This is a genomic window from Enterobacter cloacae complex sp. P13B (assembly GCF_014895915.1).
GTDB classification, from domain to species: Bacteria; Pseudomonadota; Gammaproteobacteria; order Enterobacterales; family Enterobacteriaceae; genus Enterobacter; species Enterobacter bugandensis.
The window spans coordinates 1-20189 of sequence record NZ_JADBQN010000021.1 but is presented as its reverse complement, the minus strand read 5'-3'; the positions used below and the strand labels follow the sequence as shown (position 1 = coordinate 20189).

Below are 20189 nucleotides of genomic sequence, written 5' to 3'. Positions count from 1 at the left end.
AAAATATATTCTTATGTGGTGTTGGAATTATGCTACTGCGAGCAGGAAATATAATAACCTGCTGTATTTTCAATACGGTCATTCATTTACCTGATACTGAGGGCGAAAAAAATGACCGCAGAGATGGGCATCCGGACATTTGCATCGATCCTATCTGTCGTCATAAGGCGGCGAACAAAAAGGGGCAGATATACACGACGTATCGCTTTTATTTGAAGCAATAAAAAAGGCCGCTAACGCGGCCCTGAGGTGAGTGTGTCGGTTATTCAGTAACTTTCTTTTCCAGCTCGCTGGCACCTTCTTTGGTTTTGTTCCAGCCTTTCTCTGCGCCTTCTTTAGTGGCATCCCACCCCTTCTCGGTGCCTTCTTTGGTTTTATGCCAGGCTTTCTGGGAATCTTCGCTGACTTTGCTGCCAAAGCTTTCGCTCTTACCTTCCGCAGCATGCTGCTGTTTCAGCTTCAGCTCTTCGCCCTTGTTCTGCTCTTCGTGCAGTTTTTGCTTCGCTTCGTTGGCGTTTGCGTTCGCCGCAGCGACGGTATCGTCAGTTGCATGTGTGGTCGCAGCAAATACTGGGGAAGCCAGCAGAACGGCAGATAATGCGATAATTGTTTTTTTCATAATATCCTCATTTAACGTTATCGGTTATGAGCGTGATTCAGCATGGCACAGACGAAGCGGGGTGGCTTTAGGAAAAAACTGTAATGAGATCAAAGTACCCAGGTAAGCGCCTCCTTGCTTGAGGATCACCCGAAGGATAAAAAACCTATTTCTATGAGGGCTGCAAGGGTCAGCAGAATAAAGAAAATAACGACCATGGGTCTGTACATTTTAAGGCTCCATCCTTGTGTGATGTCTTGTCCAGCGTACGGGATACATCGTTAAGCCATCCCCGGCACGACATATCCCCTGAGTGAATTGTGTCCGTTTTTACTTTTCCATGGGAGGAGGGCGGTGTCGTTGATGTTTATCAAAGGGCAGCGGCAGGGTAAGGAAAATCTGCATGAAAGTTACTGCGCCTTGTTAGCGTTGAACGCTTTGCGTTGCCGCTGGCTGTCGCCACTGGCGGACGTGCTCGATCAGGGCTCTTAGCTTGGGCGCCATATTGTGACGCTGGGGGAAATAGAGATAAAAGCCTGGAAAAGACGGAAGAAACGTATCCAGCAGGGCAACAAGCTGCCCCGTTTCGATATACGGAGTGAATGTATCCTCCGTGGCTAAGGTTATGCCGCCGCCGGCCAGTGCCAGGCTGAGCATAAGGCGCAGATCGTTTGTGGTGATCTGCGGTTCAATCGCCACATCGAAAGGAACGCCCGCCTCCTCAAATTCCCAGCGATAGGGGGCAACGTCCGGGGCTGGGCGCCAGCCGATACACCGGTGAGCCACCAGCTCGCGGGGGTGCTCAGGTACGCCGTGAGTCGCCAGATAGGACGGTGAAGCCACCACCCTCTCACGCTGCTGACCCGTAAGGGGAACGGCGATCATGTCTTTTTCAATAACTTCACCCAGCCTTACCCCGGCGTCATAGCCCGCCGCCACGATATCGAACTCCTCGTCCGACACGAAGATATCAAGCGATACCGCAGGATGCGCAGCCGCAAACGAAGCGAGCAGCGGGCCAGAGAGAAACGCTTCCGCGATTGAGGTGACCGCGATTCTGAGCTGACCGCGCGGTGTGCTGTCCGACGCGACGTCTTCAAATGCCGCTTCAATATTGGCGATGGGAGCCTGCAACGATTTACGCAGCCGTTCCCCTGCTTCAGTGAGGCTTACCGAGCGCGTGGTGCGCATCACCAACAGGGTTTGAAAACCATCTTCAAGACGCCTAATCCCCTGACTGACAGCGGAGCGGGTTATGCCCAGCCGCGCGGCGGCAGCGCTAAAGCTGCGCTCCTCGGCGACCGCCAGAAAAATAGGTAACAGATTGAGATCGATTTTCATTGTTTAACATTGCTAACCAGTGAGTCCAGTAAATGCAGGATACAAGAAACAATGGTGAGTATCTATTATCACGTTGAACTAACGTAAGGAGCAAAACATGAACAAAGTTATCTTAATTACCGGTGCATCAAGCGGTATCGGAGAAGGTATTGCCAGAGAGTTAGGCAAGGCAGGCGCGAACGTTTTCCTGGGCGCTCGCAGGCTGGATCGCATCAACGCCCTGGCTGCTGAAATCCGCAGTGCAGGGGGGGAAGCAGAGGCCGCAGTCTTAGACGTTACCAGCCGCCAGTCGATGGCTGACTTCGTACAGGCAGCGCGTGAAAAGTGGGGCCGCATTGACGTGCTGATTAACAACGCGGGCATCATGCCTCTTTCTCCGCTTTCGGCAGGCAAGCAGGATGAGTGGGAGCGCACCATTGACGTGAATATCAAGGGCGTGCTGTGGGGGATAGGCGCCGTTCTGCCGATTATGGAAGCCCAGGGGTCGGGACAAATCATTAATATCGGCTCGATTGGTGCCTTGTCCGTGGTGCCCACGGCTGCTGTCTACTGTGCCACCAAATTCGCCGTACGGGCGATTTCGGATGGTTTACGTCAGGAAAGTTCGAACATCCGCGTGACCTGCGTTAACCCTGGGGTAGTGGAAAGCGAACTGGCCTCGACCATTACGCACCCGGAAACCATGGCGGCGATGGACGCGTACCGTGCTATTGCCCTCAAACCTGCTGATATCGCCCGCGCTGTGCGCCACATCATCGAGGCGCCTGAGAGTGTCGATACAACAGAAATTACGATCAGACCGACGGCATCTGCGAACTAACGTTGCGGATGAAAAAATGCAGGTTAGCGCAGCTGGTTGACAACAGATCTGACTGGTCTGCGAATCCAGACTACGCTTGCTAAAAAATGGTCGTCTGAATTTCGGTTGTGACGTTCATACTGAATGCTTAGATTCATTTTCAATCTATTGAGAGGAAATGAATATGAATTTTGCAGAACTCCACAACCAGGAGCAGCCCCTGCTTATCGCTAACGTTTGGGACGCCGCCAGTGCTGTCGCAGCGCAAGAAGCAGGCTATCAGGCACTGGGAACGTCCAGTGCAGCAATAGCGTCCATGCTGGGATATGAAGACGGGCAGGGAATGCCGTTTGATGCGTTATTTTATGTGGTCACCCGTATCCGGGCTGTCAGCAGCCTGCCATTGAGCGTTGACATGGAAGCAGGATATGGTGATTCAGCCGAAGAGATAGTCGCTAATCTCAGGCGCCTTGCTCAGACAGGCGTAGCAGGCGTTAACCTTGAAGACAGCAGAGTCATTAATGGTAAGCGTCAGCTTGACGATATCTCTGATTTTTCCCGTAATCTGAGAACAGTATGCAATGCGCTGAGAAGCGAAAACTGTAGCCTGTTTCTGAACATTCGGACTGACACTTACCTGCTCGGGCATGAAGACGCATTGCAGGAGACGATATTACGGGGTCAGAGCTATAAAGCTGCAGGTGCTGATGGCCTTTTTGTTCCCTGTCTGACGTCAGAGAAAGACATCAGCCTCATTGCAGAGGCAACGGGTCTGCCTCTGAACGTCATGTGTATGCCCGATCTTCCGTCGTTCGACAGGCTGAAGCTGGCCGGGGTAAACCGCATTTCAATGGGCAATTTTGTTCATTCAGCCATGCAGTCAACGCTGAGTGATGTAATGCATGCGATTCGAGCTCGTCAGACGTTTGCAGGACTTTTTAGCGATGAAAATAACCGATAAGAATTTGTGTGATATCTGGTATCAGGCATTACTCGAACGAGATTCAGAATATACCGGCGTATTTTTTGTTGGCGTCAAAACTACTGGCGTATTCTGCATTTCGGTATGCCGGGCGCGAAAGCCCAGGCGCGAAAATGTTGAATTTTATAAGGATGCCAAATCTGCCCTGGCGGACGGCTTTCGTCCCTGTAAGGTCTGCAGACCCGCTGAAAATGCGCACAGCGCGCCATTATTTGTTGAACAGGCGCTTGCGCTTGTCAGGCGCGATATTAAATCCCGTGTGGCTGACGCGCAGCTTCGCCAGCACGGAATCAGTCCGGAGCGGGTAAGACGCTGGTTCCTGCAACATCACGGCATCACTTTTCAGGCTTTCCAGCGAATGCAGCGGGTGAACGTTGCCTTGCAGGAGCTTAAAAGCGGACGAGCGGCTACTGACGTTGCGCTGGACAATGGCTATGAATCCCTGAGCGGGTTTGGTTACATCTACAAGCGGCTTACTGGCGCAGCGCCGACTCAGGCAACCGAGGTGATTGTCATTCATCGGTTTACCACTACGCTTGGGCCTATGTTTGTCTGCGCGACAGAGCGGGGAGTGTGTCTGCTGGAGTTTACCGATCGCCGGATGTTAGAAACAGAATTCCGCGATATCCAGCGTTTATTTAACGCCAGAATTGTCACCGGAGAAAACAGCCATACACGGCAGACAGTAAAAGAAATCAGCGAGTATTTTGCCGGAACTCGTCGACAGTTTGAGCTCTCTGTGGATGCCCCGGGCAGCGATTTTCAGCAATCCGTCTGGCATGAGTTGCGTGCAGTTCCCTATGGACAGACTTCGCATTATCAGGCCATTTCGCTAGGGATGAATAAGCCCAATGCTGTGCGCGCCGTCGCTGCAGCTAATGGTGCAAACCGGATTGCGATTGTGATCCCTTGTCACAGGATAATTGGCAAAGATGGAAAGATGACGGGTTACGGCGGTGGTATTTCGCGCAAAGAATGGCTCATTGAGCATGAGCGAAACAATGTTTGATGGCGTAATGTTCCATTGTTGCCGGAATATTTTACGAACTTCGCGGTATAAAATGCAGACACAAAAAAGCCCGCAGGGCTTGCGCCGTGCGGGCTCTTAGGACTTCATCGGATGACTCTGGTAATCACCGATGGAGAATTTTGGTGGAGCTGGCGGGAGTTGAACCCGCGTCCGAAATTTCTACATCCTCGGTACTACATGCTTAGTTTGTCTTTACATTCGCACGCCAGCTGCGGACAGACACGCCACTAACGAACTAGCCTGATTAGTTTTAACGCTTCAACCCCAGGCAGGGCTTCCACGCGATCTCTTTTGGGTTTGACCTCTCTTTGATCCCCGTCTTAAGAGCGGAAGCTAGGGAGAGAGGGCTCAGAGCAGGTTATTAAGCTGCTAAAGCGTAGTTTTCGTCGTTTGCGACTATTTTTTTGCGGCTTTTAACGAGGCAAACCGCCCCTCGGCATGCACCTTGGGTTTCGCAAATCCCGTCGAATCCAGAATCAGCCCCAATAGTGTTGAACTAAGTATACCAGATTTCACTTCCTGGATACCAGCCCGGAACGCTAACTTATTGAATAGTACAATAAGTGTACAGAATCAACGTCCTGCGTTTTTCATGATGCGCGCTTTATCCAACTGCCACTCGCGTTCTTTCAGGTCAGTACGTTTGTCGTGCTGTTTTTTACCTTTCGCGACGCCAATTTTCACTTTGCACCAGGCATTTTTCCAGTACAGTGACAGGGCGACCACGGTGAAACCTTCACGGTTGATGCGTCCGTAGAGGGATTCCAGCTCACGCTTGTTCAGCAGCAGTTTACGGGTGCGCGTTGGGTCACATACGTAGTGCGACGAGGCGACGGTCAGCGGCGTAAAGTTCGCGCCGAACAGGAAGGCTTCGCCATCTTTAAGGATCACGTAGCTGTCGCCGATGTTGGCTTTCCCGGCGCGCAGCGATTTTACTTCCCAGCCCTGCAACGCAAGGCCAGCTTCGAATTCTTCTTCAATGAAATACTCGTGGCGAGCACGCTTGTTGAGCGCAATGGTCGCCGAGCCTGGTTTATGTGCTTTTTTCTTCGTCATAAGTGTCGTAAAGCCGTCGGTAATCTGATTTCAAAAAGTCACCTCATTGCGTCCTGTGAGGTCTAACGCGCTATCTTAGCACGAGATGAGGCTTAGCGTTTTTTTAACAGGTGATAAATGTTATTATTTGTCCGTTGTGTGACCATGGAAAATGCTATGCCTCAGATTAGCCGTACTGCGCTCGTTCCTTACAGCGCGGAACAAATGTATCAGTTAGTGAACGATGTTCAGTCTTATCCAGAGTTTATCCCGGGATGTACCGGGAGCCGCGTTCTGGAGTCTGGCCCGACGCAGATGACTGCGGCGGTGGATGTCTCCAAAGCGGGGATCAGCAAGACGTTCACCACCCGCAATACGCTGACTAACAATCAGAGTATTTTGATGCATCTGGTGGATGGTCCATTTAAAACCCTGATGGGTGGCTGGAAGTTTACGCCACTGAGCGCTGACGCCTGCCGCATTGAGTTCCATCTGGACTTTGAGTTCACCAATAAGCTAATTGAGCTGGCGTTTGGCCGCATCTTTAAAGAGCTGGCGTCAAATATGGTTCAGGCGTTTACCACCCGCGCCAAAGAGGTTTACAGTGTCGCATAAGATTGCTGTAGAGGTGGTCTACGCGCTGCCGGAGAAGCAGTACCTACAGCGTGTAATGCTGGAAGAGGGGGCAACCGTTGAGGCGGCTATCCGCGCGTCCGGCATCCTCGAGCTTCGCAGAGATATCGACCTGGCGAAGAACAAGGTCGGGATTTACAGCCGTCCGGTGAAGCTGGGCGACGTGTTGAAAGAGGGCGATCGGGTGGAGATTTATCGTCCTCTGATTGCCGACCCGAAAGAGCTGCGTCGCCAGCGCGCGGAGAAGTCTGCTAAGTAGCGTGTTTCCCCCTCACCCTGTCTCTCTTCCCAAAGGGGAGAAGGGATAAAGAAAAACAAAAAAGGTGCTCGTTGAGCACCTTTTTGCATTTCTGGCTTTTGATTATTTTGTCAGGGCAGGTTTGTTGTCGATGTTGGTCAACACACCGGCGCTGCTGAAGGTCAGCGTCAGGGTCTGCTGGGTCACGCTTTCGTGGCCAGGCTGCTGACGGAATACATAGAACCAGGTGTTAGTGCCGAACGGATCGGTCATCATCGGGGTTCCCAGTGCATAAGCGACCTGCTGTTGTGTCATCCCCACGCGGATTTTGGACACATCGTTAGGGGTAAGGTAGTTCCCCTGGTTGATGTCAGGACGGTAAACCACTTTCTCCAGAGTGGAACAGCCTGCGGTCAACATCAGAAGAACCGCTGCGGCAGCGGTCAGCATTTTACAACGCATAGTGATTTGATTCCTTTTCGGGCCCGAGCAGAACGCGGCTCATATGTAATATGCCGATGATAATAGACCTTGCCCCACTTTGAAACCGGTCTGGCGGCGTTTTTGTTGTTCTGTATGACCCTGAGATCCCGAAAAAGTTTATGCCGCCAGCAGTTCTTTCGCGTTCGCGAGCGTGTTACGCGTGACTTCACTGCCGCCGAGCAGTCGTGCCAGCTCCTGAAGACGCGCGCGTTTATCCAGCGGCTTCATGTGCGTTTCGGTCATTTCGCCGTCGGTTTCTTTACTGACAATAAAGTGATGATGACCACAGCCCGCGACCTGCGGCAGGTGGGTGACACACATCACCTGCGTTGACTCACCTAGCTGGCGCAGCAGTTTACCCACCACTGCCGCCGTTGGGCCGCTGATGCCGACATCCACTTCATCGAAAATCAGCGCCGGGGTTTCCATTTTACGTGCGGTAATCACCTGAATCGCCAGCGCAATACGCGACAGTTCACCGCCGGATGCCACTTTGGAGATTGCCTGCAGCGGCTGCCCCGGGTTGGTGGTGACGCGGAACTCGATGCGATCCGCCCCTTCTGCCGTCAGGTGGTTCTCTTCAAAACGGACATCAATGGTGAATACACCGTGCGGCATCGCCAGCGTGTGCATGCTGTCGGTGATGTGCTGGCTTAGCTCCTGAGCGTAATGTTGACGGATCTCATGCAGTTTTTTCGCCGTGGTCAGCGCCTGCTGATGATGCAGGTTCACGGCCAGAGAGAGGGTTTCCTGCGAATCAGCCTGATCGTCAAGCTGCTGCTGTTCTTCGAGCAGAGACTGATAATAGCCTGGTAGTTCTTCCGGCGTGACATGGTGCTTGCGCGCCAGTGAAATCTGACGAGAAAGGCGCTGCTCCAGCTCAAACAGACGGTTCGGGTCGAGGTCCAGCCGTTCACAATAATGACGCAGTTCGTCACTGGCTTCTGAGATTTGAATCGCGGCCTCTTCCAGCATATCCAGTACGCCAGAAAGTTTACTGTCCATGCCGGCCAGTTCGGTGACCAGTTGACGGACATTGTACAGCTGGCTCTGCAGGTTAACGTCTTCGCCATCTGCCAGCATGTTGAGGGCATTCTGGCTGGTTGAGAGCAGGTGGCCGCTGTTGGCGAGGCGCTTGTACTCTTCGTCAATTAGTTCAAACTCACCCGCCTGCGGGTTGAATTCGTTCAGCTCTTTAAGCTGGTACGCCAGCAGCTCCGCACGCGCGGCGCGCTCCTGGCTTTGCTGCTGGTGCTGGGCGAGCTCGCGGCAGCTCTGATGCCACTGGCGGTAGTGCTCCGCCATAAGTTGAGTAAGCGCGTACTCACCCGCATAGCCATCAAGCAGGGCTTTCTGCTGTTCTGGTTTGACGAGTTGCTGATGCGCGTGCTGACCGTGGATCTGGATAAGCAGCTGGCCGAGTTCGCGGAGCTGGGAGAGCGGGACTGCCGTGCCGTTGATAAAGCCACGGGAGCGCCCGTCGCTGCTGATCACGCGGCGAAGTAAACACTCACGTCCATCTTCGAGCTGATTTTGTTCCAGCCAGCGCAGGGCTGCAGGGGTATCTTTCAGGGAGAAACGTGCGCAAAGATCGGCACGGTTTGCGCCCATGCGCACCATGTCGCCTTCTGCACGGCCGCCAAGGCACAAGCCGAGGGCATCAATGGCAATGGATTTACCCGCACCGGTTTCGCCGGTGATCGCCGTCATGCCGCTGTGGAAATCGATCTCAAGCTCACGAACAATGGCAAAGTTGCTGATGGTCAGTTGTGCCAGCATAATTGTTTTCCTGTATGAAAAACCATAACTGTGTTTTCATACAGTATAAACTGGTTTTTTATACAGTAAAGTACTGGATGCAAAATCAGAACAATTTTTTTGACCAGCCAAGCTTCGAGCTTAATGTGTTGAAATAGCTGTAATCTTTCGGGTGAATCAAGTTCAGGTGGTAATCACACCGGCGAATAAGAACATCTTCACCTTCCTGGATTGGCAGCGCGATCTGGCTGTCGCAGCTGATCTCCAGGTCGTTACGGCGGTGCGAGAAGCGCAGACGTATCGTACTGTCGCCGTTAATCACCAGCGGGCGCGCGGAGAGCGTGTGCGGGAACATCGGCACTAGTGTAATAGCATCCAGAGAGGGCGTCAGGATCGGGCCGCCCGCAGAAAGCGAGTAGGCGGTTGAGCCGGTCGGGGTGGAGATAATCAACCCGTCAGAACGCTGGGAGAAGGCAAAGATTTCGTCGATATAAACTTCGAACTCAATCATGTGTGCCACTTTGCCGGGATGAAGCACCACCTCGTTAATCGCGGTGCTGATGCGCTTCTGACAGTCCTGCTGGCACACCTGCGCTTCCAGTAAAAAGCGTTTTTCGCTGATATAATGACCTTCTAGCACGTCGGCCAGCTGTTGCTGCGCGTTGTCCGGGTCGAGGTCGGTTAAAAAGCCGAGATTGCCGCGGTTGATACCGATGACCTTGATGTCATAACGCGCCAGCGTGCGTGCCGCGCCGAGCATGTTGCCATCGCCGCCCACCACCACGGCGAGATCGGCCTGTTGGCCAATTTCCGCAAGCGTGCCGGTTTTGACGCTCTTCAGCTGCAGTTCCTGCGCAATTTGCTGCTCGACCATCACTTCATAGCCTTTGCTACACAACCAGCGATACAACATTTCATGTGTCGTCAATGCGGTAGGGTGACGCGGATGCCCGACGATCCCAATACACCTGAAATGATTATTCATTTTCTGGAGGTCCTTGTGCCTGATGAATGATGACAATCTCTCTTGTTCCCTTGAATCCAGGAAACTGATCCCCATAATAAGCGAAGTTAGCGAGATGAATGCAGAAAAACGCGGAGAAATTCATGAGTAGTAAAGAACAGAAAACGCCTGAGGGGCAAGCCCCTGAAGAAATTATCACGGAACAGCACGATGAAGTTGAGGCTGTAGAGCCAGACGCATCTGCTGAGCAGGTGGACCCGCGCGATGAAAAAATTGCGAATCTGGAAGCCCAACTGGTAGAAGCACAGAATCGCGAACGCGACACCGTTCTGCGCATCAAGGCGGAAATGGAAAACCTGCGTCGTCGCACCGAGCAGGACGTTGAGAAGGCGCATAAATTTGCGCTGGAGAAATTCGTCAACGAACTGCTGCCGGTGATCGATAGCCTCGACCGCGCGCTGGAAGTGGCTGACAAAGCGAATCCGGACAACGCGGCGATGATCGAAGGTATCGAACTGACGCTGAAATCCATGCTCGACGTGGTGCGTAAGTTTGGCGTGGAAGTGATTGCGGATACCGATGTGCCGCTGGATCCAAACGTTCACCAGGCCATTGCGATGGTGGAATCTGAAGAGATTGAAGCCGGTAAAGTGCTGGGCGTGATGCAGAAAGGTTACACCCTGAACGGCCGTACCATTCGCGCTGCGATGGTGACCGTGGCGAAAGCGAAAGCCTAATTTGCTACCTGTAGTGCCGGGTGGCGGCATTCGCCTTACCCGGCCTACGCTTTACTCGGCAATACTTTCCCGAAGTGGCGTAACGGGCAGCACCTTCACCTGCTTAATCATATTGTCCTGCACGTCCAGGATATCAATATCGTACTGCTCAATGCGCACCCGCGTGCCCGCCGCCGGGATCTCTTCCAGCGCTTCCAGAATCATCCCGTTCATGGTACGAGCTTCATCTTCCGGCAAATGCCAGTTAAAGGCTTTGTTGAGTTCACGGATGTTCGCGCTACCGTCAATCAGCACCGAACCGTCGTTTTGCGGGGTGACCTCTTCCGCGAGAGAAGGGGACATCGACGTGGTAAAGTCTCCGACAATCTCTTCCAGAATATCTTCGACCGTCACCAGGCCCTGAATATCGCCGTACTCGTTGACCACCAGGCCGACTTTTTTCTTGTTGCGCTGGAATTTAACCAGCTGCGTGCTGAGCGGCGTACCTTCCGGCACGTAGTAAATCTCGTCGGCGGCGCGCAGCATCACCTCTTTGGTGAACTCTTTTTTCTCGGTCATCAGACGGTAGGCTTCGCGCACGCGCAGCATACTGATGGCGTCATCCAGCGAGTCGCGATAGAGCACGATGCGCCCGTGCGGAGAGTGCGTCAGCTGGCGGACAATGGCTTTCCAGTCGTCGTTGATGTCGATACCGACGATTTCGTTACGCGGCACCATGATGTCGTTCACGCTTACCTTTTCCAGATCCAGCACCGACAGGAGCATATCCTGATTGCGCCGGGAGATCTGCGAGCGGGATTCGTTCACGATGGTGCGCAGCTCTTCTTTGCTAAGCGCGCTGCTGATAGTGACGTCGGCTTTGATCCCCACCATCCGCATCAAAATGCGTGTGACCATGTTCAGCAGCCAGACCAGCGGCATCATCAGGATCTGCAGCGGCGCCAGCAGGAAGCTGCTCGGGTAGGCCACCTTTTCCGGGTAAAGCGCGGCGATGGTTTTTGGCAGTACTTCGGCAAACACCAGCACCACAAACGTCAGCACGCCGGTGGCAATCGCGACCCCGGCGTTGCCGTACAGGCGCATCCCAACGATGGTGCCGAGGGCTGAGGCCAGAATATTGACAAGGTTGTTGCCGATAAGCACCAGGCTTATCAGCCGATCCGGCTTGCGGAGCAGTTTTTCAACGCGGCGGGCGGCACGGTTACCCTGTTTAGCACGATGACGCAACCGGTAACGGTTTAAGGTCATCATGCCGGTTTCCGAGCCGGAGAAATAGGCGGAAATGACCACCATGACGATCAGGATAACGATCAGCGTGGTGGTAGAGATGTGTTCCAGGGGGAACTCCTTTTATAACTTAGCCAGCAAATTGCTGTATGAAGCGGCTGCCAAAATAGGCAAGGGTGAGAATGCCCGCACCCGCGACGTTGAACCAGACGACGCGACGACCGCGCCAGCCTTCATGATAATGGCCCCACAACAGGACAATATAGACAAACCACGCGATGATGGAGAGCACTGCTTTATCGATATTCTCCACGCTGAACAGGTTCTTCATGTAAAACAGGCCGGTGCAGAGCGTGAGCGTCAGCAGCACCACGCCTATTTGGGTGATGTGGAACATCTTACGCTCAATGACCATCAGCGGCGGCATTTCATGGTTGAACGCCAGCTTTTTGTTTTTCAACTGGTAATCAATCCAGGCGAGCTGCATGGCGTAAAGCGCGGCGATGATCAGCGTCGCATAGGCGAACAGCGACAGGCCGATGTGCACCAGCATCCCCGGCGTCGCCTCCAGATGCGTAATGAATTCATTAGGCATAAAGGTGGCTAAAGCCAGATTGATCAGCGCGAAGGTATAGACAATCGGCAGCAGCAGCCAGCCGCGATTTTTAGACGCGACGATGGTCATTACCGTACAGATCATCAGGCTGACCAGCGAGCCGACGTTGAGGACGCTCAGGTTTTGCACGCTGCCGTCGCCGGGAATAATGCGTGATTCCAGCGCAAACGCGTGGCTTATCAGTGCGATGACCGCCGAAAGAATAGCCATGCGCCGCCAGCCGCTGTTTTTTTGCAGCAGTCCGGGAATAATCAGCGCGAGGCTGACAGAGTAGGCAACAAGGGCGATCAGTGCGAAAACAGGCATATAGGCATCGACAGTTGTCTTAATAAGAAAGAGAAGCAGTATAACGTTACGTGACGCCTGCTCCAACCGTTGCATAACAACAAAGGCGCCTTCATGTTATACTCCGGCAAAATTCTGTGTATGTGTCGCTCAATGCGGCCCAACGTTTCTACTCAGGCGAGAGACAATGTTTGATAATTTAACCGATCGTTTGTCGCGCACGCTGCGCAACATCAGCGGCCGCGGACGCCTTACTGAAGAGAACATCAAGGAAACGCTGCGCGAAGTGCGCATGGCGCTGCTGGAAGCAGACGTGGCGTTGCCGGTTGTTCGTGATTTTATCAACCGCGTAAAGGAGAAGGCGGTTGGTCATGAAGTTAACAAGAGCCTGACCCCGGGTCAGGAGTTCGTCAAAATCGTTCGTAACGAACTGGTTTCGGCGATGGGCGAAGAGAACCAGGTGCTTAACCTGGCGGCTCAGCCGCCGGCCGTGGTGCTGATGGCGGGCCTGCAGGGTGCGGGTAAAACCACCAGCGTCGGTAAGCTGGGTAAATTCCTGCGCGAAAAGCACAAGAAGAAAGTGCTGGTGGTCTCTGCGGACGTCTATCGCCCGGCGGCGATCAAGCAGCTGGAAACGCTGGCCGAGCAGGTCGGCGTGGACTTCTTCCCGTCTGACGTTGCCCAGAAGCCTGTCGACATCGTTAACGCCGCGCTGAAAGAAGCGAAGCTGAAATTCTACGACGTGCTGCTGGTGGATACCGCCGGTCGTCTGCACGTTGACGAAGCGATGATGGACGAAATCAAGCAGGTGCACGCTTCTATCAACCCGGTAGAGACCCTGTTTGTCGTTGACGCCATGACCGGTCAGGATGCGGCAAATACTGCGAAAGCGTTTAACGAAGCGCTGCCGTTAACCGGCGTGGTGCTGACCAAAGTCGACGGCGACGCCCGCGGCGGTGCGGCGCTTTCTATTCGTCATATCACCGGTAAGCCGATCAAGTTCCTCGGCGTGGGCGAGAAAACCGAAGCGCTGGAGCCGTTCCACCCGGACCGTATCGCCTCCCGTATCCTCGGCATGGGCGACGTGCTGTCGCTGATCGAAGATATCGAGAGCAAGGTTGACCGCGCGCAGGCTGAAAAACTCGCCAGCAAGCTGAAAAAAGGCGACGGTTTCGATCTGACCGACTTCCTTGAGCAACTGCGTCAGATGAAAAACATGGGCGGCATGGCAAGCCTGATGGGCAAACTGCCGGGCATGGGCCAGATCCCTGACAACGTTAAATCCCAGATGGATGACAAAGTGCTGGTGCGTATGGAGGCGATCATTAACTCCATGACGCTGAAAGAACGAGCCAAGCCAGAAATCATCAAAGGTTCCCGTAAGCGCCGTATCGCTGCCGGTTGCGGCATGCAGGTGCAGGACGTTAACCGCCTTCTGAAACAGTTCGACGACATGCAGCGCATGATGAAGAAAATGAAGAAAGGCGGCATGGCGAAGATGATGCGCGGCATGAAAGGCATGATGCCTCCCGGTTTTCCAGGGCGTTAATCGCTTTTGAGATTGCTTTTTGCCCGAAAATGAGTAAAATTTTCGGGCTTTTAATATGACACCCGGGCTCCGTTCCTCGATGGGGCCCGGTTGTTTTATTCACACAAGAGGATGTTATGGTAACTATTCGTTTAGCACGTCACGGCGCTAAAAAGCGTCCGTTCTACCAGGTTGTTGTGACTGACAGCCGTAATGCACGCAACGGTCGCTTCATTGAGCGCGTTGGTTTCTTCAACCCACTGGCCTCTGGCGCAGAAGAAGAAACCCGTCTGGATCTGGATCGTATCGCTCACTGGGTTGGCCAGGGCGCTACTGTTTCCGATCGCGTTGCTACGCTGATCAAAGCAGCAAACAAAGCAGCTTAATCTGTCACGGTGGTCATGATGAGCAATAAAGCACCTGTTGAACCGATCGTATTGGGAAAAATGGGTTCTTGCTACGGTATCCGTGGTTGGCTCAGAGTGTTTTCCTCCACTGAAGACGCTGATAGCATTTTTGATTACCAGCCCTGGTTCATCCAGAAAGCCGGTAAGTGGGAAGAGGTCGAGCTGGAAAGCTGGCGTCACCACAATCAGGACATCATCATCAAGCTGAAAGGCATTGACGATCGTGATGCCGCGAATGCGCTGACTAATTGTGAAATTGTCGTGGATTCGTCGCAGTTGCCACAGCTGGAAGAGGGCGACTACTACTGGAAAGACCTTATGGGTTGCCAGGTAGTCACCACTGAAGGTTACAGCCTGGGGAAAGTCATCGATATGATGGAAACCGGGTCAAATGACGTTCTCGTCATTAAGGCAAACCTGAAAGATGCATTTGGCATCAAGGAGCGGCTGGTCCCGTTCCTCGATGGACAGGTTATCAAGAAAGTCGATCTCGCTACTCAAACCATTGAAGTAGATTGGGATCCTGGTTTTTAAATTCTCCGGATAAACGGTAAAAGACGGCGCTATGTGGATTGGCATAATTAGCCTGTTTCCTGAAATGTTCCGCGCGATTACCGATTACGGGGTAACTGGCCGGGCAGTAAAGAATGGCCTGCTGAGCATCCAGAGCTGGAGTCCGCGTGACTTTACTCATGACCGGCACCGTACCGTGGACGATCGTCCTTACGGCGGCGGACCGGGGATGCTAATGATGGTGCAACCCTTACGGGACGCCATTCACACAGCAAAAGCCGCGGCAGGTGAAGGCGCAAAGGTGATATATCTGTCACCTCAGGGACGCAAGCTTGATCAAGCGGGCGTGAGCGAACTGGCGACGAATCAAAAGCTGATTCTGGTCTGTGGTCGTTACGAAGGGATAGATGAGCGCGTAATTCAAACCGAGATTGACGAAGAATGGTCTATCGGCGATTACGTTCTCAGCGGTGGTGAGTTACCGGCAATGACGCTGATTGACTCCGTCGCCCGGTTTATTCCGGGGGTTCTGGGCCATGAAGCTTCGGCAACGGAAGATTCCTTTGCCGATGGATTGCTGGACTGTCCACACTATACTCGTCCTGAAGTGTTAGAAGGGATGGAAGTACCGGCAGTGTTACTGTCAGGAAACCATGCCGAGATACGTCGCTGGCGTTTGAAGCAGTCGCTGGGCCGAACCTGGCTTAGAAGACCTGAACTTCTGGAAAACCTGGCTCTGACTGAAGAGCAAGCAAAGTTGCTGGCCGAGTTCAAAACTGAACACGCGCACCAGCAGCATGAACATGATGGGAATGCGTAATACGCTCCCGAATATCAGTTTACCCAGGATAAGAGATTAAATTATGAGCAACATTATTAAGCAACTTGAACAAGAGCAGATGAAGCAGGACGTACCTTCCTTCCGTCCAGGTGACACCGTGGAAGTGAAAGTATGGGTTGTTGAAGGTTCCAAAAAACGTCTGCAGGCATTCGAGGGCGTGGTTATCGCTATTCGTAACCGCGGTCTGCACTCTGCATTCACTGTTCGTAAAATTTCCAACGGCGAAGGCGTTGAGCGTGTCTTCCAGACTCACTCTCCGGTAGTTGACAGCATTGCTGTTAAACGTCGTGGTGCTGTACGTAAAGCTAAACTGTACTACCTGCGTGAGCGTACTGGTAAGTCTGCTCGTATTAAAGAGCGTCTGAACTAAGATTCGCTTAAGCGACATCCTGTTAGAAAGGGCTGGCCGAAAGGCTGGCCCTTTTTTTATCCCTTAATTCATTGGCAAATTTACAAATAATATAGTTTATCGTTCTGACACATTTCACAATCAGGGATAGTATGCGCACATAAATTGCACTAAGTAACTTAAAAAATAACCACAGCATTTTAATTGTAGGTATATAATTGATTTGATAACAATCAACTAATGTTACGTGTGAGTTGTATCAAGTAAGCGAAGATAACTAGATGAGTCATTATTCAGATAAAGAAACATTAGTCTAAGTCTTCGCTGAAGAGTTAGTGTCTGAGATTCTCTCTATGAAAGTAGCTGTTTTCGCTAAAAAATTCCTTCCCCGGGAGGGCTGTCGTTATTTTAGTTAAAGTTAAGTAACCTAATGGACATAAACGTACCATTAAATCCTAGAGAAAAAATATAATGTATGGTATTGTCAAGAGTTAATGTTCTGGGGGATTGATAATGAAAAAAGTCGGTTTGTTTTTCTTGTTTGGCATTTTGCAATTTGCTTTTGACTCGGTCATCTATACTATATTATCAACAGTAGGCATAGATATTATTCTGGCTAATATTTTATCAAGAGGAAGCGCCGCGTTACTAGGCTATTTTGTTAATGGTAAATATACCTTCAATAAAAAACCATCCTCAGAGTCTTTTATTAAATTTTGTATTTACTGGCTCTTCATGACAGCATTGAGTAGCTTTTTACTTTGGATTTCGAAAGAAATATACTGTGGAGAGAAAAATGTTGGTGTCACATTTATAAGTAAGGTACTGGTAGAATTTATTTTGTTTTTTATCAGTTATATTCTGGCAAAAAAAATGGTTTTTACTAATGAAAACAATGCGTAAAGATATGAAAGTTGCTGTTGTTATCCCTTGCTACAAGGTGAAGAAACATATTCTAGATGTGATAAATAACATCGGAAATGAGGTGGCTATTATTTATGTTGTTGATGATAAATGTCCAGAGCTGTCAGGGGAATATGTTCAGCAGAATTGCATAGATCCACGAGTTAAAGTGATATTTAATAATGAGAATAAAGGGGTAGGTGGGGCTGTCATAAGCGGTTACTTAGCTAGCCTTGAAGATAATGTGGATATTGTTGTCAAGTTAGATGGTGACGGGCAAATGGATCCCTCCTTGATTGGTGATTTTATAAATCCTATCTCGAAAGAGTTTGCAGATTATACGAAGGGTAATCGATTTTATGACGTAGAAAGTTTAAAGCCTATGCCGAAAATCAGACTCTTTGGCAACACTGTACTTTCTTTTATGACAAAATTTTCATCTGGCTATTATAACATATTCGATCCAACAAATGGTTATACAGCTATTTCATCATTTGCCTTAAAGAAAATAAATCTTGATAAATTAAGCAAGCGATATTTTTTTGAGTCCGATATACTGTTTAGATTGAATTTAATTAATGCGAAAGTTGTGGATGTTCCAATGGATGCTATCTATGAAGATGAAGAATCTAATCTTCACATCAAGAAAATAGTATTTCCATTCTTGAAAGGTCATTTAAAAAATGCAATCAAAAGAATTATTTATAATTATTATTTGAGAGACTTTTCAGTTGCTTCAATTGAGCTATTTAGTGGGCTTTTATTATCAATGTTTGGTGTTTTATATGGATTGTTTGGTTGGTATAGATCTATATTTTTAAATGAGTTGGCTAGTGGGGGAACCGTGATGTTGTCTGCGTTACCTATTATTTTAGGTATGCAGCTTTTATTAGGGTTTATTCAGGCAGATATCGAACGTCAGCCTAAAAACTCAATAACTGAATTGTTTAATAAATAATTGCGAAAGTTGATATGATAAAAAGGAGTGGTAATGAATATTAATCTAAAACTGTCCACTGATAACTATGCAAAATTAAATTCTTTACTTTCGTACATGGTCGCCGTTGTTATAGCCTATTCTGTGTATTATATTTTATGTCCTGGGTTTATTTCGTATGATACTCTTGAACAATATAAACAAGCAGCAGGCATAATACCGGTTTACACTGCACATCCAGTTATAATGTCATATTTCTGGATGTTACTGATTAAGTTGACAAACAGGCCAGAGTTGTTGTTCCTCGTGTTTCAGTTGTTATACTGGAGCTCAGTAGCAATGCTTGCAAATGTATTGACAGAAAAGATATCTAAAAGACTACTTATCATGTTTTTTGTCGGGTTTTGGCCTCCCTTGTTTTTAATCTCATTAAATGTCTGGAAAGATGTGGTAATGATGTGTGCATTATCAATATCCGGAATATCTATATATGCTTATTCTCAGACACCTAAGCGATTCTGGATAATGCTGTGCTTATTTTCTTTATTGATAGCTACAGCAGTTAGGGTGAATGGATTTATACCATCGGTATTTATTTCGATGGGCCTTTTCTTAATGTATTTTTTAAATAAGAGAAGTGGCTTTCTTGAAGGTTTTATAAAATCTATAGTGTCCACAATTATATTTTTATTGACGTCGTTACTATTTGTTTTTGCAATTAACAGCAATGCAATAAAAACTCCTAGCTTAGGTTCTTTGGTTGGTTGGGATTTTGCTTGCATTTCTATTGATGAGAATAAAATCGTTATCCCTGATTATATGATAAAAGGAAAAGACAAAGGAAAGCTTCTTAAAGAAATGAAAGATGCGAACAGCAGAGAGGCTAATTTTCCTGTTTTTTCTGTTATTCCCATAAATATTGATGCTAAAGACCAGAGTAAACTTAAATATGATTGGGTGCGAATCATTTTTGAGCATCCTGGTGCGTATTTTAAGCACAGATGGTATGTTTTTTCAGTACTATCTGGTAAGACTGTGAATGGTCACACATATTATCCATTCCATCCCGGGATACAAAGCAATGATCAGGGTTTTTACTTTAAACATATCAATGAAGATACTGCCAATAAGTTGATTGGATTTTTTACTTTAGTTGCGGATACGATACCGTTTAAGGTATATATTTATTATATCATTTCAATTTTAATAATGATTAGATGTGTTTCTTACTTTGTGAAAGCAAAAGGAAATGCTTACACAAATATAGCTATTTTTGCAATATGCATGAGCGGGTTAATGAGTAATCTTTCATTGTTATTCTTGGCTACAGCAGCTGATTTCAGATATTCAATATGGCAAATATTATCTGTGGTTATTGCTACATTGATGATAATATCTTCATCCGTACATCAAAAAACTGTCGATTAAAAGTTAGTATAGTACGTTAATCTTAAGAGGGTGATAAATTTAATCACCCTTTAATTTAATGTATGCTGGTTCTTTGTTGAAGGTTTTTGCATAAATAATATTGTTGTCCCTTAATTCCTATCACATTAAGGATAACTATTCCTTTAATTGACGATGACGGAATAAATGTTGTAAAACCTGAATCATCAAGTCCTTGCTTAAAATAAGTAGATACATCATCTCTTTTAGTTTTGAAGGTACTGTATCTTACAATGTTATCTCGTGCATCCGTAATAGATATTTGTACTTTATCAAAAGGCAGTCCTTCATTGGTGTTTAAAACTGCCCAGCCATTTATTACCAAATTTTCATTATCTTCTACAGATGTAGTTGATGAAATTCTTTTAGCATTAATCGTTTCTATTCCTCCAGCACAATCTATAGTCTTATAATTTTCTGGGAGAGAGTTGAATTTTTCTGAGTGCTGTTCACCACATCCTGAAAATAAAAATGAGGATGCAGCAAAAAATAACTTTATACATAAACTATTTTTTTTTAATTTTAAATGTGTCATGGGA

The 20189-nt window shown here is 49.3% G+C and carries 23 protein-coding genes and 1 other RNA gene; 14 read left to right on the top strand and 10 right to left on the bottom strand.

What is annotated here, in order from left to right:
• Window positions 1-262: 262 nt before the first annotated feature.
• Complete coding sequence (locus IM273_RS10695; RefSeq protein WP_028014145.1) at window positions 263-619, bottom strand: hypothetical protein; 357 nt, start codon at window positions 617-619, stop codon at window positions 263-265.
• Window positions 620-1021: 402 nt separating this feature from the next.
• On the bottom strand, window positions 1022-1939 hold the full coding sequence (locus IM273_RS10690) for a LysR family transcriptional regulator (protein ID WP_193051890.1): 918 nt from the start codon (window positions 1937-1939) through the stop codon (window positions 1022-1024).
• Between the two features lie 97 nt (window positions 1940-2036).
• Between IM273_RS10690 and IM273_RS10685 the strand changes: the two genes are divergently transcribed.
• The 3 genes from IM273_RS10685 to IM273_RS10675 all read left to right on the top strand — a co-directional run bounded on the left by IM273_RS10685 (window position 2037) and on the right by IM273_RS10675 (window position 4729).
• The gene (locus IM273_RS10685; RefSeq protein ID WP_047367534.1) at window positions 2037-2759 is read left to right on the top strand and encodes an SDR family oxidoreductase; all 723 of its coding nucleotides are present in this window, start codon (window positions 2037-2039) and stop codon (window positions 2757-2759) included.
• A 163-nt stretch (window positions 2760-2922) separates the two neighbouring features.
• The gene (locus IM273_RS10680; RefSeq protein WP_193051891.1) at window positions 2923-3699 is read left to right on the top strand and encodes an isocitrate lyase/phosphoenolpyruvate mutase family protein; all 777 of its coding nucleotides are present in this window, start codon (window positions 2923-2925) and stop codon (window positions 3697-3699) included.
• Window positions 3683-4729, top strand: coding sequence for a bifunctional transcriptional activator/DNA repair enzyme AdaA (locus IM273_RS10675; RefSeq protein ID WP_045631577.1), 1047 nt, complete (start codon window positions 3683-3685; stop codon window positions 4727-4729). The genes IM273_RS10680 and IM273_RS10675 overlap by 17 nt, the downstream gene beginning before the upstream one ends.
• 141 nt (window positions 4730-4870) lie before the next feature.
• Here the strand turns inward: IM273_RS10675 and ssrA are convergent.
• Window positions 4871-5234: a transfer-messenger RNA gene (gene ssrA / locus IM273_RS10670) on the bottom strand.
• Between the two features lie 89 nt (window positions 5235-5323).
• Window positions 5324-5806, bottom strand: a complete 483-nt coding sequence (gene smpB / locus IM273_RS10665; RefSeq protein ID WP_024908331.1) for an SsrA-binding protein SmpB — start codon at window positions 5804-5806, stop codon at window positions 5324-5326.
• Window positions 5807-5962: 156 nt separating this feature from the next.
• Between smpB and IM273_RS10660 the strand changes: the two genes are divergently transcribed.
• Window positions 5963-6400, top strand: coding sequence for a type II toxin-antitoxin system RatA family toxin (locus IM273_RS10660; protein WP_008502504.1), 438 nt, complete (start codon window positions 5963-5965; stop codon window positions 6398-6400).
• Entirely contained in the window at window positions 6390-6677 is a 288-nt protein-coding gene (locus IM273_RS10655; RefSeq protein ID WP_045260867.1) for an RnfH family protein, read from the top strand. The genes IM273_RS10660 and IM273_RS10655 overlap by 11 nt, the downstream gene beginning before the upstream one ends.
• A 102-nt stretch (window positions 6678-6779) precedes the next feature.
• On the opposite strand, the gene bamE is transcribed toward IM273_RS10655, so the two are convergent.
• The 3 genes from bamE to nadK all read right to left on the bottom strand — a co-directional run bounded on the left by bamE (window position 6780) and on the right by nadK (window position 9882).
• On the bottom strand, window positions 6780-7118 hold the full coding sequence (gene bamE, locus IM273_RS10650) for an outer membrane protein assembly factor BamE (protein WP_028014132.1): 339 nt from the start codon (window positions 7116-7118) through the stop codon (window positions 6780-6782).
• Window positions 7119-7256: 138 nt separating this feature from the next.
• Window positions 7257-8918 carry a DNA repair protein RecN gene (recN, locus tag IM273_RS10645; RefSeq protein WP_136485173.1) on the bottom strand — a complete coding sequence of 554 codons (1662 nt, stop codon included), beginning with the start codon at window positions 8916-8918 and terminating at the stop codon, window positions 7257-7259.
• A gap of 85 nt (window positions 8919-9003) precedes the next feature.
• Window positions 9004-9882, bottom strand: a complete 879-nt coding sequence (gene nadK, locus IM273_RS10640; protein WP_008502500.1) for an NAD(+) kinase — start codon at window positions 9880-9882, stop codon at window positions 9004-9006.
• Between the two features lie 122 nt (window positions 9883-10004).
• On the opposite strand from nadK, the gene grpE reads away from it, so the two are divergent.
• The gene (gene grpE / locus IM273_RS10635) at window positions 10005-10598 is read left to right on the top strand and encodes a nucleotide exchange factor GrpE (RefSeq protein ID WP_032644906.1); all 594 of its coding nucleotides are present in this window, start codon (window positions 10005-10007) and stop codon (window positions 10596-10598) included.
• 51 nt (window positions 10599-10649) lie between these two features.
• Here grpE and IM273_RS10630 read toward each other — a convergent pair whose 3' ends face one another.
• Both IM273_RS10630 and IM273_RS10625 read right to left on the bottom strand, forming a co-directional pair.
• On the bottom strand, window positions 10650-11936 hold the full coding sequence (locus IM273_RS10630) for an HlyC/CorC family transporter (RefSeq protein WP_193051892.1): 1287 nt from the start codon (window positions 11934-11936) through the stop codon (window positions 10650-10652).
• 19 nt (window positions 11937-11955) lie between these two features.
• Window positions 11956-12747, bottom strand: coding sequence for an inner membrane protein YpjD (locus IM273_RS10625; protein ID WP_032645009.1), 792 nt, complete (start codon window positions 12745-12747; stop codon window positions 11956-11958).
• A gap of 166 nt (window positions 12748-12913) precedes the next feature.
• Here IM273_RS10625 and ffh point away from each other — a divergent pair, with 166 nt between their 5' ends.
• The 8 genes from ffh to IM273_RS10585 all read left to right on the top strand — a co-directional run bounded on the left by ffh (window position 12914) and on the right by IM273_RS10585 (window position 19632).
• Complete coding sequence (gene ffh, locus IM273_RS10620) at window positions 12914-14275, top strand: signal recognition particle protein (protein ID WP_003863132.1); 1362 nt, start codon at window positions 12914-12916, stop codon at window positions 14273-14275.
• 116 nt (window positions 14276-14391) lie between these two features.
• Window positions 14392-14640, top strand: a complete 249-nt coding sequence (gene rpsP / locus IM273_RS10615) for a 30S ribosomal protein S16 (protein ID WP_022649067.1) — start codon at window positions 14392-14394, stop codon at window positions 14638-14640.
• Between the two features lie 15 nt (window positions 14641-14655).
• Entirely contained in the window at window positions 14656-15195 is a 540-nt protein-coding gene (gene rimM / locus IM273_RS10610; protein ID WP_028014127.1) for a ribosome maturation factor RimM, read from the top strand.
• A gap of 31 nt (window positions 15196-15226) precedes the next feature.
• Window positions 15227-15994, top strand: coding sequence for a tRNA (guanosine(37)-N1)-methyltransferase TrmD (gene trmD / locus IM273_RS10605; protein WP_014832949.1), 768 nt, complete (start codon window positions 15227-15229; stop codon window positions 15992-15994).
• A 43-nt stretch (window positions 15995-16037) separates the two neighbouring features.
• Window positions 16038-16385, top strand: a complete 348-nt coding sequence (rplS, locus tag IM273_RS10600; RefSeq protein ID WP_002914145.1) for a 50S ribosomal protein L19 — start codon at window positions 16038-16040, stop codon at window positions 16383-16385.
• 492 nt (window positions 16386-16877) lie between these two features.
• Window positions 16878-17267 (top strand): GtrA family protein, encoded by a 390-nt coding sequence (locus tag IM273_RS10595; RefSeq protein WP_193031136.1) that lies wholly within the window; start codon window positions 16878-16880, stop codon window positions 17265-17267.
• Entirely contained in the window at window positions 17251-18225 is a 975-nt protein-coding gene (locus tag IM273_RS10590; RefSeq protein WP_193031138.1) for a glycosyltransferase family 2 protein, read from the top strand. Before IM273_RS10595 ends, IM273_RS10590 begins: the two co-directional genes overlap by 17 nt.
• 33 nt (window positions 18226-18258) lie before the next feature.
• Entirely contained in the window at window positions 18259-19632 is a 1374-nt protein-coding gene (locus IM273_RS10585) for a hypothetical protein (protein WP_193031140.1), read from the top strand.
• 55 nt (window positions 19633-19687) lie between these two features.
• Here IM273_RS10585 and IM273_RS10580 read toward each other — a convergent pair.
• A partial coding sequence (locus tag IM273_RS10580; RefSeq protein WP_193055543.1) for a hypothetical protein occupies window positions 19688-20189 on the bottom strand: 502 nt, incomplete at its 5' end.

Excerpts from the sequence above, each read along its gene's own strand:
- IM273_RS10695 (WP_028014145.1), bottom strand. The coding sequence starts at position 619 with ATGAAAAAAACAATTATCGCATTATCTGCCGTTCTGCTGGCTTCCCCA.
- IM273_RS10690 (WP_193051890.1), bottom strand. The coding sequence starts at position 1,939 with ATGAAAATCGATCTCAATCTGTTACCTATTTTTCTGGCGGTCGCCGAG.
- IM273_RS10685 (WP_047367534.1), top strand. The coding sequence starts at position 2,037 with ATGAACAAAGTTATCTTAATTACCGGTGCATCAAGCGGTATCGGAGAA.
- IM273_RS10680 (WP_193051891.1), top strand. The coding sequence starts at position 2,923 with ATGAATTTTGCAGAACTCCACAACCAGGAGCAGCCCCTGCTTATCGCT.
- IM273_RS10675 (WP_045631577.1), top strand. The coding sequence starts at position 3,683 with ATGAAAATAACCGATAAGAATTTGTGTGATATCTGGTATCAGGCATTA.
- smpB (WP_024908331.1), bottom strand. The coding sequence starts at position 5,806 with ATGACGAAGAAAAAAGCACATAAACCAGGCTCGGCGACCATTGCGCTC.
- IM273_RS10660 (WP_008502504.1), top strand. The coding sequence starts at position 5,963 with ATGCCTCAGATTAGCCGTACTGCGCTCGTTCCTTACAGCGCGGAACAA.
- bamE (WP_028014132.1), bottom strand. The coding sequence starts at position 7,118 with ATGCGTTGTAAAATGCTGACCGCTGCCGCAGCGGTTCTTCTGATGTTG.
- recN (WP_136485173.1), bottom strand. The coding sequence starts at position 8,918 with ATGCTGGCACAACTGACCATCAGCAACTTTGCCATTGTTCGTGAGCTT.
- nadK (WP_008502500.1), bottom strand. The coding sequence starts at position 9,882 with ATGAATAATCATTTCAGGTGTATTGGGATCGTCGGGCATCCGCGTCAC.
- grpE (WP_032644906.1), top strand. The coding sequence starts at position 10,005 with ATGAGTAGTAAAGAACAGAAAACGCCTGAGGGGCAAGCCCCTGAAGAA.
- IM273_RS10625 (WP_032645009.1), bottom strand. The coding sequence starts at position 12,747 with ATGCCTGTTTTCGCACTGATCGCCCTTGTTGCCTACTCTGTCAGCCTC.
- ffh (WP_003863132.1), top strand. The coding sequence starts at position 12,914 with ATGTTTGATAATTTAACCGATCGTTTGTCGCGCACGCTGCGCAACATC.
- rpsP (WP_022649067.1), top strand. The coding sequence starts at position 14,392 with ATGGTAACTATTCGTTTAGCACGTCACGGCGCTAAAAAGCGTCCGTTC.
- rimM (WP_028014127.1), top strand. The coding sequence starts at position 14,656 with ATGATGAGCAATAAAGCACCTGTTGAACCGATCGTATTGGGAAAAATG.
- trmD (WP_014832949.1), top strand. The coding sequence starts at position 15,227 with ATGTGGATTGGCATAATTAGCCTGTTTCCTGAAATGTTCCGCGCGATT.
- rplS (WP_002914145.1), top strand. The coding sequence starts at position 16,038 with ATGAGCAACATTATTAAGCAACTTGAACAAGAGCAGATGAAGCAGGAC.
- IM273_RS10595 (WP_193031136.1), top strand. The coding sequence starts at position 16,878 with ATGAAAAAAGTCGGTTTGTTTTTCTTGTTTGGCATTTTGCAATTTGCT.
- IM273_RS10590 (WP_193031138.1), top strand. The coding sequence starts at position 17,251 with ATGAAAACAATGCGTAAAGATATGAAAGTTGCTGTTGTTATCCCTTGC.
- IM273_RS10585 (WP_193031140.1), top strand. The coding sequence starts at position 18,259 with ATGAATATTAATCTAAAACTGTCCACTGATAACTATGCAAAATTAAAT.